Source organism: Amycolatopsis sp. NPDC051106 (genome assembly GCF_040682775.1).
In the GTDB taxonomy this organism is placed as follows: Bacteria; Actinomycetota; Actinomycetes; order Mycobacteriales; family Pseudonocardiaceae; genus Amycolatopsis.
The window spans coordinates 1-12518 of the sequence record NZ_JBFBBQ010000153.1 but is presented as its reverse complement, the minus strand read 5'-3'; the positions used below and the strand labels follow the sequence as shown (position 1 = coordinate 12518).

At 71.5% G+C, this 12518-nt stretch carries 13 protein-coding genes; 5 read left to right on the top strand and 8 right to left on the bottom strand.

What is annotated here, in order from left to right:
• Positions 1 to 128: 128 nt before the first annotated feature.
• The 3 genes from AB0M83_RS46900 to rox all read right to left on the bottom strand — a co-directional run bounded on the left by AB0M83_RS46900 (position 129) and on the right by rox (position 4432).
• The gene (locus AB0M83_RS46900) at positions 129 to 728 is read right to left on the bottom strand and encodes a hypothetical protein (RefSeq protein ID WP_364528756.1); all 600 of its coding nucleotides are present in this window, start codon (positions 726 to 728) and stop codon (positions 129 to 131) included.
• A 71-nt stretch (positions 729 to 799) separates the two neighbouring features.
• The gene (helR, locus tag AB0M83_RS46895) at positions 800 to 2974 is read right to left on the bottom strand and encodes an RNA polymerase recycling motor ATPase HelR (protein ID WP_364528753.1); all 2175 of its coding nucleotides are present in this window, start codon (positions 2972 to 2974) and stop codon (positions 800 to 802) included.
• 30 nt (positions 2975 to 3004) lie between these two features.
• Positions 3005 to 4432: a rifampin monooxygenase gene (gene rox / locus AB0M83_RS46890; RefSeq protein WP_364528750.1), complete on the bottom strand. Its 1428-nt coding sequence runs from the start codon at positions 4430 to 4432 to the stop codon at positions 3005 to 3007.
• Positions 4433 to 4686: 254 nt separating this feature from the next.
• Here rox and AB0M83_RS46885 point away from each other — a divergent pair, with 254 nt between their 5' ends.
• Both AB0M83_RS46885 and AB0M83_RS46880 read left to right on the top strand, forming a co-directional pair.
• The gene (locus tag AB0M83_RS46885; RefSeq protein WP_364528747.1) at positions 4687 to 5340 is read left to right on the top strand and encodes a GNAT family N-acetyltransferase; all 654 of its coding nucleotides are present in this window, start codon (positions 4687 to 4689) and stop codon (positions 5338 to 5340) included.
• On the top strand, positions 5282 to 5806 hold the full coding sequence (locus AB0M83_RS46880) for a TetR/AcrR family transcriptional regulator (protein WP_364528759.1): 525 nt from the start codon (positions 5282 to 5284) through the stop codon (positions 5804 to 5806). The genes AB0M83_RS46885 and AB0M83_RS46880 overlap by 59 nt, the downstream gene beginning before the upstream one ends.
• Here the strand turns inward: AB0M83_RS46880 and AB0M83_RS46875 are convergent.
• The gene (locus AB0M83_RS46875) at positions 5803 to 6933 is read right to left on the bottom strand and encodes an epoxide hydrolase family protein (protein ID WP_364528744.1); all 1131 of its coding nucleotides are present in this window, start codon (positions 6931 to 6933) and stop codon (positions 5803 to 5805) included. The genes AB0M83_RS46880 and AB0M83_RS46875 overlap by 4 nt on opposite strands.
• A 61-nt stretch (positions 6934 to 6994) precedes the next feature.
• On the opposite strand from AB0M83_RS46875, the gene AB0M83_RS46870 reads away from it, so the two are divergent.
• Positions 6995 to 7921 (top strand): WYL domain-containing protein, encoded by a 927-nt coding sequence (locus AB0M83_RS46870; RefSeq protein WP_364528741.1) that lies wholly within the window; start codon positions 6995 to 6997, stop codon positions 7919 to 7921.
• Here AB0M83_RS46870 and AB0M83_RS46865 read toward each other — a convergent pair.
• The 3 genes from AB0M83_RS46865 to AB0M83_RS46855 are packed head-to-tail and all read right to left on the bottom strand — an operon-like array spanning position 7918 to position 10190.
• A complete protein-coding gene (locus tag AB0M83_RS46865; protein WP_364528737.1) occupies positions 7918 to 8700 on the bottom strand; it encodes an SDR family oxidoreductase in 783 nt (260 codons plus the stop codon). The two genes, AB0M83_RS46870 and AB0M83_RS46865, sit on opposite strands and share 4 nt — an antisense overlap.
• A 22-nt stretch (positions 8701 to 8722) precedes the next feature.
• Positions 8723 to 9706 carry a glutathione S-transferase C-terminal domain-containing protein gene (locus AB0M83_RS46860; protein ID WP_364528734.1) on the bottom strand — a complete coding sequence of 328 codons (984 nt, stop codon included), beginning with the start codon at positions 9704 to 9706 and terminating at the stop codon, positions 8723 to 8725.
• A 7-nt stretch (positions 9707 to 9713) separates the two neighbouring features.
• Entirely contained in the window at positions 9714 to 10190 is a 477-nt protein-coding gene (locus tag AB0M83_RS46855) for a MarR family winged helix-turn-helix transcriptional regulator (RefSeq protein WP_364528731.1), read from the bottom strand.
• 104 nt (positions 10191 to 10294) lie between these two features.
• Between AB0M83_RS46855 and AB0M83_RS46850 the strand changes: the two genes are divergently transcribed.
• Entirely contained in the window at positions 10295 to 10852 is a 558-nt protein-coding gene (locus AB0M83_RS46850) for a YceI family protein (protein WP_364528728.1), read from the top strand.
• 21 nt (positions 10853 to 10873) lie between these two features.
• Here AB0M83_RS46850 and AB0M83_RS46845 read toward each other — a convergent pair whose 3' ends face one another.
• Entirely contained in the window at positions 10874 to 11479 is a 606-nt protein-coding gene (locus AB0M83_RS46845; RefSeq protein WP_364528725.1) for a TetR/AcrR family transcriptional regulator, read from the bottom strand.
• Between the two features lie 54 nt (positions 11480 to 11533).
• Here AB0M83_RS46845 and AB0M83_RS46840 point away from each other — a divergent pair, with 54 nt between their 5' ends.
• A complete protein-coding gene (locus AB0M83_RS46840) occupies positions 11534 to 12454 on the top strand; it encodes a pentapeptide repeat-containing protein (protein WP_364528722.1) in 921 nt (306 codons plus the stop codon).
• Positions 12455 to 12518 lie beyond the last annotated feature (64 nt).

The following is a 12518-nucleotide window of genomic DNA, read 5'->3' as shown; positions in this document are numbered from 1 at the left end:
CACCTCACCAACGCCATCTACCGGGCCCTGCTCACCGACCACCAACACCAGCTACAAGCAGCAACTTGACATAGAAGCTTCATTCAGGACCTCCCGAGACCTGAATGACTCATTCAAGACGGTTCGGCTCAGGGCACCAGGCCGTGGCTCGCCAGTTCGCGGCCGGCCAGCTTCTCGATGATGTCGCGGTCCCGCTCCCGCCACCCGGTCGCGACCTTGCCGTCCGACGCCAGCCGTCGCAGGGGCTGGGTGGCCAGGGCCCGCAGCGCCAGCAGGTCCAGGCCCTCGTCCCCGAGCTCGCGCAACCGCGCCGCCGCCGACGCCCGGCGGGTGAACTTCCAGCGCAGCGGCAACCACGTCACCACCAGCGCCAGCACCGGCAGCGCGATGATCACCACCGCCATCCACCACGCTAGGTTCTCCACCGCCTCGATCTGCCACCGGCCGGAGTCCACGAGCTTGGTGCCGACGTCCGACCCGCCGTGGAGCGCCTTCGCCAGCCCGTCGCCGATGAGCGGGATGCCGCCGGCCGAGTTCGCGGCCGAGTCGAACGTCCCCCGCAGCCCCGTTCCCGCGTCGACGAGCCCGTCGCCGGGCGCCCGCAGCTTCATCACCTGGTCGTACACCGACGTCCCCAGCCATACCGCGATGATCACGACCAGCAGGGCGAGCAGGTCGCTGACGAGCTGGGCGGTGCGGCGGACCGGCCGTTCGGCGTAGAGCTGCATCGGGACGCCTTTCGCGGTGGGGGAGCGCGGGCGACGGCAATTTACCCGCGCTCCCCACCGGCGAACCGTCGCTAGCTCCGGACGACCTCGGCGAGCCCGGTCAGCTCGGCCGGCAACGGACCCTCGTGCAGGACGCCGAGCCGCTGCGTCGCCCGGGTGAGCGCCACGTAGAGGTCGGCCGCGCTGTCGGCGAGGATGGCCGCCGGCTCCACCACCAGGACGGCGTCGAACTCCAGGCCCTTCGTCTGCGACGCCGGCACCGCGCCCGGCGTCCCGGGCGGCCCGATCACCACGCTGGTGCCTTCCCGTCCGGCCTCGTCCCGGACGAACTCCTCGATCGCCGCCGCCCGCTCGTCCCCGGTGACCTGCCGCGACCACGGCGGGACGCCGCACGCGCGCACCGACTCGGGCGGCTTGACGTCCGGTGCGAACCCGGCCAGGACCGACGCCGCGACGGCCATGATCTCCGCCGGCGTGCGGTAGTTGACCGTCAGCGACCGGTACACCCAGCGGCCGGCGACGTACGGCGCCAGCATCGCGTCCCACGCCCGCGCTCCGGCCGCCGACCGGCGCTGGGCGAGGTCGCCCACCACCGTGAACGACCGCCCCGGGCAGCGCCGCATCAGCACCCGCCAGTCCATTTCGGACAGTTCCTGGGCCTCGTCGACGACGACGTGCCGGTAGGTCCAGTCCCGGTCCGCCGAGGCGCGTTCGACCAGCGTGCGCGTGTCGACCTCGACGAACCGGTCCGCCAGGTCCTCGGCGTAGAGGAGGTTTTCGGCGGACAGCATGACGTCTTCGTCCATCTCCTCCCGGTCCAGCTTCATCGTCTCGAAGACGCCCGCGGCGTATTCGGCCTCGGCTTTCCGCTCCCGCGCGGCGGCCTTTTCCGCGGCCTTCTCGGCCGTCTTGTCGCGGCCCAGCAGGTCGACCAGCTCGTCGAGCAGCGGCACGTCCGACACCGTCCACGCCGCGCCGTCGGTGCGCAGCAGCGCGGGATCCGCGCCGGCCGCCCGCAGCCGCTCGGACGAGGTGTACAGCGAGGACAACACGCCTTCGGGCGTCAGGATCGGCCACAGCTCGTCGAGCGCGGCGGTGAACTTCTCGTCGCCCGCGAGGTCTTCGAGCAGGCCCTTCCGCATGCTTTCCCACTCGTCGCGGTCGTCCCGGCTCAGCCAGCCCTTGCCGATCCGGCCGATCGCGCGTTCGGTGAGCACGTAGGTGACGATGTCGGTGAACACGGCGCGGGCTTCGTTGTGCGGCAGCCCGCTGTCGCGCGCCTCCTGCCGGGCCCACTCCGCGGTTTCGGCGTCGATCCGGACCGTGACGTCCTTCAGCTCGATCGGCACCGGCTCGGCGGGCAGCCGCTGCCGGTCGGCGACCGCCGCCTTCAGCACGTCGAGGATCTTCAGCGACCCCTTGAGCCGCGCGGCTTCCGGCGCGTCCTCGGCGGTGACGTGCAGCCCGGGCACGAGGTCGCCGGTGGTCGTGAACACGACGTCGGTCTCGCCCAGCGACGGCAGGACGCGCCCGATGTGGTTCAGGAACGCCGGGTTCGGCCCGACCACCAGCGCGCCGTGGCGTTCCATCCGCTCGCGCTGGGTGTAGAGCAGGTAGGCGACGCGGTGCAGCGCCACGACGGTCTTCCCGGTGCCCGGGCCGCCCTCGATCACCAGCACCCCCGGGTGGTCGAGCCGGATGATCTCGTCCTGCTCGGCCTGGATCGTCGCGACGATGTCGCGCATCCCCTCCCCGCGCGGCGCGTTGACCGCCGCGAGCAGCGCCGCGTCGCCCCGCGCGTCCCCGTCCGGGCGGCCGAGGTCCTCGTCGGTGAACCCGAGGACCTGACGCCCGCGCGTGTGGAACTGGCGGCGCCGGCGCATGTCCTCCGGGTTCGCGCCGGTGGCGGTGTAGAACGGGCGGGCCGCCGGCGCGCGCCAGTCGAGCAGCACCGGCCGGTACTCGTCGTCCTCGTCGAACAGCCCGATCCGGCCGATGTAGGACTGTTCGCCGGACGCGGCGTCCAGCCGCCCGAAGCACAGCCCGTTGTCGACGACGTCCAGCCGCTTCACCTGCCGGCCGAGCGAGCGCACGCCGACGTCCCGTTCCATGGCGCCCACGCCCTTGCCGCCGAGCGCCGCCTCGTACTCGCCCTTCACCCGCGCGCGCTCGGCGTCGAGCCGCGCGTACAGCCCGGCGACGTGGTCGCGTTCGGACCGCAGTTCTTCTTCGTACCCCTGAGACAATTTCCCTCTTCGTTCTCGGACGACAGCGTTTCAGGCGGCGGGCGCGCCGAACCACTTCCGCAGCGCACCGGGCAGGTCCGTGCCGTCTTCCCCGGCCCAGACGACGTGCCCGTCCGGGCGCAGCAGCACCGCGGGCACGTCCAGCTCCTCGCTGACGTCGACGACGTGGTCGACCCGGTCTTCCCAGCCGGCCGGCGAAAGCGTGCCGGTCTGGTCGAGCAGCAGGCCGCGTCCCGCGTGCAGCAGCCCGTAGAGGTGGCCCTGCTTGAGCTGGACGTCTCGCAGGCGCCGGCCCAGCAGGGCATGGCCCTCGCCGAAGTCGTAGCGGATCCCGATCGCGATGATCTTCTCGGTGAGGTACCGGCTGACCTCCTCGAAGTCCATCAGCTCCGCGAGCAGCCGGCGGGCCGCCTGCGGGCCCGGTTCGAGCAGCATCAGCTCCATCTGCGCGCGGGTGTTGTTCAGCACGTCCTCGGCCACCGGGTGCCGTTCGGACTCGTAGCTGTCCAGCAGCCCGTCCGGCGCCCACCCGTTCACGGCGGCGGCCAGCTTCCAGCCCAGGTTGAACGAGTCCTGGACGCCCAGGTTGAGCCCCTGCCCGCCGACCGGCGGGTGGACGTGCGCCGCGTCGCCGGCGAGGAACACCCGGCCCACGCGGTAGCGTTCGGCCTGCCGGGTGGCGTCCCCGAACCGGGAGAGCCAGCGCGGCGAATGCACGCCGAAGTCGGTCCCGGCGGTCTTGCGCAGCTGCTCCTTGAGCTCGTCCAGCGTCGGCGGGGTGCGGCGGTCCTCGGCGACCCCCTCGGCGGGGACGCCGACGCGGTAGGTGCCGCCTTCCACGGGCATGAAGCCGAACCGCTTCTGGGTCTTGCGGACCTCGACGTTCGCGGTGTCGATCTCCTCCCGCGAGGCGGTCACCTCCACCTCGCCCAGCAGCGTCTCGATCCGGCTGGGCTCGCCGGGGAAGCCGACGCCGAGCAGCTTGCGCACGGTGCTGCGGCCGCCGTCGCAGCCGACGAGGTAGCGCGCCCGCAGCCGCGTCCCGTCGGACAGCTCGACCGTGACGCCTTCGCCGTCCTGCTCGAGCCCGGTCACCTCGCAGCCGCGCCGGATCTCGGCGCCGGCCTCGAGCGCGTGCTCGGTGAGGAGCCGGTCGATGACGGGCTGGTGGATGCCCAGCGTGTAGCCGTGCGCGGTGTCGAGCCTCTCCGGCGGCGGCTTCTGGATGCCGGCGAAAAATCCACCGACCGGGTAATTCGTGCCCCGTTCGAGGAACCGCTCCAGCAGCCCCCGCTGATCCATCACTTCGATGCTGCGCGCGTGCAGGCCGAGCGCGCGGACGACCTTCGTCGGCTCCGCGTCCCGTTCCAGCACGAGCACGTCGACGTTGTGCAGCCGGAGTTCGGCCGCCAGCATCACGCCGGTCGGTCCCGCGCCGGCGATGATCACGTCAGTCAAAAGACCCCCTTGAAATCCCCGCGTTTCCGCAGGTTGTGGCTTCGGTCGAGAATTGTGCGGCACAACCGGGGTCTTGCCGCAAGCCCGGGGGTGCGCTATACATTAATTACGGAGGGGAGTGGTCATTCCTCCCGCCGGTCCCGGGACGTCTTCCCAGCTCCAGCTCATCCGCGTGGTCGCGGGCTCGTGCGGCGCCGTCGATCTATGATGGCTGTCATAGTGTGGTTCGCGTCGCATTGTGCTCTGATGGGGCTATGACAGCTGTCATAGAGATCCGGGAGCTGGGTGACCACCCGGCGGACCGGGAGCGCGTGGCCGCGCTCGTCGCGGCCTGCTCGCCGGACAGCCTCCGGCGGCGCTTCATGATGGGCGGCCCGGCCGAGCCGGGCGAGGTCTTCCGGCGGTACGGCCGGTTCCTGCTCGCCGGGGCACCCGCTCTGCTGGCCACCCGCGCCGGCGTGCCGGTGGGGCTGCTCAACTTCGTCGCGGTGACCCCGGGCGAGGCCGAGCTCGGGATCCTCGTCGCGGATCCGTGGCAGCGACAGGGGATCGGGAGCGCGCTGGCCCGCTGGCTTTGGGTTTCGGGGAAGTTCCCCGGCTGGACGGTGCGCGGCACCGTCTGGGCGGGCAACGCGGGAGCCGAAGCGCTGTTGCTGCGCCAGGGATTCCGGCCGGTGCCCGGCTACGAGCGCGGCGAGCGGGACTTCACCCTGGTCGTGCCGGACTGGGCTACCATGACGGACGTCATGAAGGAGGCAGCCGATGACGAGGACGCCGCGCGAGCGGATGGTGCTCAGCGCCGCGCAGCTGGTGCGGATCCACGGTGTCGGGGCGACCGGCATGCGGGACGTGGTCGCGCACGCCGAAGCGCCGCGGGGGTCCCTGCAGCACTACTTCCCCGGCGGTAAGGACCAGCTGATCGCCGAAGCGGTCGAGTGGGCGGGGGACTACGCGGCCCGGCGCGTCGCGCGCGTCACGGCGAAGCTCGAGGACCCGACGCCCGGCAAGCTCTTCGAGGCGATGGCCGCGCAGTGGCGCGACGAGTTCACGGCGCAGGGCTACGACGCGGGCTGCCCGCTGGTCGCGACGGTCGCCGACACCGCGGCCACCAGCGACGACCTGCGCCGAGCGGCCGGCAAGGCGTTCGACGGCTGGCAGCGCCCGGTCGCGGCGGCCCTTTCGGAGCTGGGTGTGCCCGGCGCGCGCAGCGAGTCGCTGGCGGTGCTGATGCTCAGCGCGCTGGAGGGCGCGATCGTCCTGGCGCGGGCGCACCAGGACGTCGCCCCCCTGGACACGGTGGTCGCGGAGCTGCGGCCGTTGCTCGACGGCGCGGTGCCGAAGCGACGTTCGGGTGCCGTGTCCACTGTGGACTAGAGGTCGCGGAAGAACTCCCGGATGTCGCGCACCAGTTCCTCCGGTGCCTGCAGGGACGCGAAGTGCCCGCCCGTGTCGTACTCCGTCCAGCGAGTGATCGTGTTGGACAGCGCCGCCAGGCCGCGGAGCGCGTGGTCGCCGCGGAAGTTCGCCACCGCCGTCGGCACGCCGGACGGTTCCGGCCGTTCGCCCCAGCCGTCCTGGCCCGCCTCCAGGTAGAGGCGCGCGGCCGAGCCGGCGGTGCCGGTGAGCCAGAAGATCGTCACGTTCGTCAGGATCGCGTCGCGGTCCACCGGCGTCTGGTTCGTCGTCGCCGGGTCCCAGTCCACGAACCACTCGAGGTTCCACGCCAGCTGGCCGGCGGGGGAGTCGTTGAGCGCGTAGGCGAGCGTCTGCGGCCGCGTGGCCATCTGCGTGGCGTAGCCGGAATGGCCGTACCACCACGCTTCGTTCTCCCGCGCCCGCTTCCGGTCCTCTTCGGACAGCCGGTCGAGGTCGCCGGGCGCGGTCGGGACACCGGCGTTGGCGACGGCGTTGACGTGCACGCCGAGCACCGACTCCGGCGCGGTCCGGCCCAGTTCGGGCGAGACGATGCTGCCGAAGTCGCCGCCCTGGGCGCCGTAGCGCTCGTAGCCGAGCCGCCGCATCAGCTCGGCCCACGCCCGGGCCGTCCGGCGCGTGGTCCAGCCGCGCTCGGTCGTCGGGCCGGAGAAGGCGAAGCCCGGCACCGACGGCGCGACGACGTGGAACGCGTCCGCCGGATCGGCGCCGTGTGCGCGCGGGTCGGTGAGCGGGCCGAGGATGTCGAGGAAGTCGGCGACCGTGCTCGGCCAGCCGTGGGTCAGGATCAGCGGCGTCGCGTCCGGTTCGGGGGAGCGGGCGTGCAGGAAGTGCACGCGCTGGCCGTCGATCGTGGTGGTGAACTGCGGGAACGCGTTGAGCCGGGCTTCCTGGGCCCGCCAGTCGTACCCGGTCTGCCAGTACTCCACGAGCTCGGCCAGGTAGGGCTCGCTGACGCCGTAGTCCCAGCCGGCGCCGGGCAGCTCGCCGGGCCAGCGGGTGCGGGCGAGCCGGTGGCGGAGCTCGTCGAGGTCGGTCTGCGGGACGTCGATGCGGAAGGGATCCATTTCGGCACCCTCCCGCGCGTGTAGGACAGTTCCGGTCCTAGTCGTCTGAGAAGCTTGTGGCATGCGGGAAACCCCTGGCCGGCTGCTCCGGCTCCTGTCGCTGCTGCAGATGCACCGGGACTGGTCCGGCACGGAGCTGGCCGCGCGGTTGAACGTGACCACGCGGACGGTGCGGCGGGACGTCGACCGCCTGCGTGAGCTGGGCTACCCGGTGCACGCGGCGATGGGCCCGGTCGGCGGCTACCGACTCGGCGCGGGAGCCGAGCTGCCCCCGCTGCTGCTGGACGACGACGAAGCCGTCGCGGTGACGATCGCCCTGCACACGTCGTCCGGTTCGACAGAGGCGTCGCAGCGGGCTTTGAGCAAGCTTTCGCGATTGCTGCCGGCGCGGCTGCGGCACCGCGTCGCGGCGTTGGAAGCGAGCCTGCTGTCGCTGCCGGTCCGCGGGCCGGTGGTGGACCCGGCGGTGCTGACGGCGGTGTCGGCGGCGATCCGCGCGGCCGAAACGCTGCGCTTCGACTACGTGAGTCACGACGGAAGTGCGTCCCGCCGTTCGGTCGAGCCGCACCGGCTCGTGTCGTGGGGTCGCCGCTGGTACCTGGTCGGCTGGGACACGGACCGGTCGGCCTGGCGCACGTTCCGCGCGGATCGCGTGGCGGTGCGCACCCCGAACGGCCCGCGCTTCACCCACCGCACCCCACCGGACGGCGACCTCACGGCCTACCTGACCCGCACGATGGGCCGCGAGATGTGGCCGTTGCGCGCGGTGCTGAAGATCCACGCACCGGCATCGGAGCTGGCGGGCCGGGTGGAGGGCGAGGTGACCCCGATCGACGCGCGGACGTGCCGGCTGGAGCTGGCGTCCGATTCGCACGACCTCGTGGCGTTCGTGGTGGGGATGCTGGACGTCGCCTTCGAGGTGGAGTCACCACCGGAACTGGCCGAACGGCTCCGGGTCCTCGCAACCAGGTACGCCGCCGCGACCTAGGTGTGCGTGCCGCCGTCGATGCGGATTTCCGTGCCCGTGATGAACTTGCCGTCGTCCGAAGCCAGCATCGCCACCACGCCCGCCACCGTCTCCGGGCCCGCCACCGGGTTGCCGACCTCCGTCGTGTGGTCCGTCGGGAGGATCGGCAGGAGCCGGCCGAACAGCGAGAAGTCCACGTCCTGGGGCAGCCAGCTCGCCGCCGAGTCCGTGATGCCGCTCTTCACGCTGCCCGGCGCGATGCTCACCGCGCGCAGGCCCTGCTTGCTGTACTCCAGCGCCAGCGAATGCGTGAACGCCTGGATGCCGCCCTTGCTCGCGCAGTACGCCGCCATGTACGGGTGGGCGAACGACGCCGATGTCGAGCTGAAGTTCACCACCACGCCGTGCTCGGAAGCCAGCAGTGCCGGCAGCGCCGCCCGCGTCACCAGGAAAGTGCCGGTCAGGTTGACCGCCAGCACCCGGTTCCACAGCTCCAGCGACGTCTCGTGCGTGTGCGACGCCAGCAGGATCCCCGCCGCGTTGACCAGCACGTCGAGCCCGCCGAGGACCTCGACGGCCGACGCCACCTTCGAAGCCACCGACTCCTCGTCGGCCACGTCCATGGTGAACGTGGTCAAGCCCGGCAGGCGGGCGGCCTCCTGGGTGCCCTGCAGACCCTCTTCCGAGACGTCGGTGCCGATGACCCGCGCCCCCTCCTCCATCAGGCGGAGGGTGGTGGCGCGGCCGATGCCGGAGCCGGCACCGGTGACGAGGACTCGGCGATCGCGCAGGCGTTCCATGGCGATCACCGTAGCCAAGAAACTACAGCGCGGGCACCCTCTCGGAGTCCGGCGGCGGCCCCGGCGGGGTGCCGTCGCCGAACGGGCGGCCGCCCAGCTCCTCGCGGCCGTGCGGGGTCAGCCAGCCGGCCACGTCCGGTCCCCGTGGGACGATCCCGCTCCGATTCACGTTCTTGTGCACCACGTAGTAGTGCTCCTTGATCTGCGGGAAGTCGATCGTGTCGCCGAACCCGGGCGTCTGGAACAGGTCGCGCGTGTAGGCCCACAGCACCGGCAGCTCGGTGAGCTTCTGCCGGTTGCACTTGAAGTGACCGTGGTAGACCGCGTCGAACCGGACGAGCGTGGTGAACAGCCGGACGTCGGCCTCGGTGATCGTGTCGCCGACCAGGTACCGCTGGTCCGCGAGCCGCTCCGAAAGCCAGTCCAGCCGGGAGAACAGCTTGGTGTACGAGTGCTCGTACGCCTCCTGGGAGCGGGCGAACCCGCACTGGTACACCGCGTTGTTGACGTCGGTGAAGACCTTCTGCGCGACGTCGTCGATCTCGTCGCGCAGCTTCTCCGGGTACAGCGCCGGCGCGCCGTCGCGGTGGTAGGCGGTCCACTCGGTGGACATGTCCAGCGTCATCTGCGCGAAGTCGTTCGTGACGACCTTGCCGCTCGGGACGTCGACTAACGCCGGCACGGTGATGCCGCGCGGGTACTCCGGGTCGCGCTTGAAGAACGCCTCCTGCAGCCGCTCGATGCCGAGCACCGGATCCCGGCCGCCGGGGTCGAGGTCGAAGCTCCAGCTCCGCTCGTCGTGCACCGGCCCGGCGATGCCCATCGACAGCACCGGCTCGAGGCCGAGCAGGCGCCGCACGATCACCGCGCGGTTCGCCCACGGGCACGCCCGCGCGACGACCAGCCGGTAGCGGCCGGGCTCGACCGGCCAGCCGTCGCGGCCGTCGGCGGTGATGCGGTCCGGGAGGTAGTTCAGGTCCCGCTTGTACTCGCCCTTGTCGCTCATCGCGTCCTCAGCAGTCGTCGGTCGGGGGAGCGGCGTCCAGCGCCGCGGCCAGCCGGGCCAGCACCGGCCCGGCCGTGCGGATGTCCTCGGTGCCCAGGTGGTCGAACACCGAAGCCCGCACACGGGCGAGGTGGCTCGGGAAGGCCGCCTCCAGTCTGGCCAATCCCGCCTCGGTCAGCACGGCGTTGGACGCGCGGCCGTCCTCCGCGCACTTGCGCTTCTCGACGAGCCCGCGGCGCGTGAGGTCGTCGACCACCCGGCTGATGCGGCTGAGCGACAACGCGGTCGTCGCCGCCAGCGCGGAGATGCGGAGCAGGCGCTCCGGCGCTTCCGACAGCGCGACGAGCACCCCGTAGTCGGTGTTCGTGAGCCCGGTTTCGGGGAGGAAGTGGTCCTCGAGGGCACGGGGCAGCACCGTGGTGATGCGGATCAGCGACCGCCAGAAGGCGGCTTCCTCCTCGTCCAGCGCGACCGGTTCACCCATACCGGCAGTCTATCGAAAGCTTGCTTGCGCAACCAGTCAAAATGAGTACAGTGTTGTTGAGCCCTCAATCACTGGGGGGCGCCACCACGAGGAGAGAAGCAGAGATGACCAGCGCGACCACCTACCCCCAGCTGACCGGCGAGTACACCCTGGACGCCGCCCACTCGCGGATCGGGTTCGTCGCCCGGCACGCGATGGTGACCAAGGTGCGCGGCAGCTTCAACGACTTCACCGGCACCGCGACGATCGACGGCGACGCCCCGGAGAAGTCGTCCGCCCAGGTGACCATCCAGGCGCACAGCATCGACACCCGCAACGCGGACCGCGACGGGCACCTGAAGAGCAACGACTTCCTGTCGATGGACGAGTACCCGACGATCACCTTCACCACCACCGAGATCAAGCAGGCCGGCGAGACCACCTTCGAGGTCACCGGTGACCTGACGATCAAGGACGTCACCCGCTCGGTGACCATCCCGTTCGAGTTCGAGGGCTCCGCCAAGGACCCGTTCGGCAACGACCGGATCGGCTTCGAGGGCTCGACCACGATCAGCCGCAAGGACTACGGCATCACCTGGAACGCGGCACTGGAGACCGGCGGCGTCCTGGTGAGCGACAAGGTCACCCTCGAGTTCGAGATCTCCGCGATCAAGAACGCCTGACTTCGGGGGCGGGAACCGGCCTCAGTGCCGGTTCCCGCTCGCCCGGAGGTTTTCGATCCCGACGTCGAGCGCCGCTTCCAGGTGGTCGATGGCGCCGGTCGACAGCATCACCACCACGCCGCCCTGCAGCCCCGCGAGCAGGGCGGCTGCCGTGCGTCCGGCGTCGAGGCGCGGGCTCACCTCGCCCGCGTCCTGCATCCGGCGGATGCCCGCTTCGAGCTCGTTCTGCCAGGCGCGCAGCAGCTCGCTCACCACGGCCCGCGCCCCCGGCGTCGCGCGGCCGAGCTGCGAGATCAGCACGTTGAGCGGGCAGAACTGACCCCGCTCGCGGTAGTGCGAGACGACGGTGTCGCGCCAGCGCCGCCACGCCGCCCACGACCCCAGCTCGCCGAGCTGTGGCTGCTGGGCCGCCATCACCTGGCTCGCTTCGAACTGCGCCACCGCCAGCAGGAGCTCTTCCTTGCCGTCGGGGAAGTAGTGGAAGAGCTGGCTCTTGCTGGTGCCCGTCCGCGCCCGGACGTCGTCGAGCGTCGTGACGGCAACGCCGCGCTCGCGGATCTCCGCCGCGGCGCCTTCGATGATCCGCTGCCGCGTCGCGGCGCCCTTCGGGGTCAGCTTTGGACTCACAGGTCCATTTTAACCGGGTGTCGTGCGGGCCCGCCGGCAGGAGACAATCCGGGCATGACCGGCTGGGTCCTCTTCTACGCTGCCGTCGCCGCGTGCCTGGTGACGGCGTGGCTGATCGTGCGCCGGGACCAGTACGCCGAGCTGACCGCCGCACCCCGGCTCGCCGGCTCCGAGACCGAGCGGAAGATCTTCGCCGACGAGCGCGAAGTCCGCTTGGCCGGCGTGCACGAATTCGCCGAGCTGGCGGACCGGGACCCGTCGCTGCGCCAGGACTTCGTCGACCACGTCGTGGTCCAGCTCGGCCACGGGTGGCACGACGTCGCCGCCTGGCAGGCCCGGCTCTGGCCGGTGCTGCTGGCGCGCCTGCATCGCGGCTCGCGGCTGTTCTGGCCCGGGATGGACCTGCACGTGAAGCCGATGGTGCTCCACGACGTGGACCTGCGGGGCTGCGAACTGCGCGACGCGACTTTCCGCGGTGTCCGGTTCGCGGGCACCGCCCGGTTCGGCAGCGCGGTCTTCACCCGCTTGGTCAGCTTCGAAGGGACTTGCTTCGCGCGTCACGCGTTGTTCCGCGGCGCCGCTTTCCCGGCGGGCGCCGACTTCGAGAACGTCGCTTTCACCGGCACGGCCTTGTTCGCCGAAGCCACCGCCGGCGGCGAAGTGTGGTTCGACGGAGCCCGGTTCTCGGCCCACACCGACTTCTCCGAGAGCGGGTTCGCCGACGTTTCGTTCGCGAACGCGGGCTTCGCGGGCCGGACGTCCTTCCGCGACGCCCGGTTCGGTGACGCGTTCTTCGGCGAGGCGAGGTTCAGCGGGCACGCCGATTTCACCGGGTCCACGGCCGAGCGGCTCCGCTTCCCCGGGGCACGCGCCCGCACCGACGTGTACGCGCTGCGCACCTGGCCGGCGGGCTGGGCGCTCGGCCCGCCGTCCCCGCGCAAGCCGGGTCACTGGGCCGAGCTGCAAGTGCAGTGAATGACTCATTCCTGGCACCGGACGCCAGGAATGAGTCATTCACTGCATCGGCCGGATCGGTACC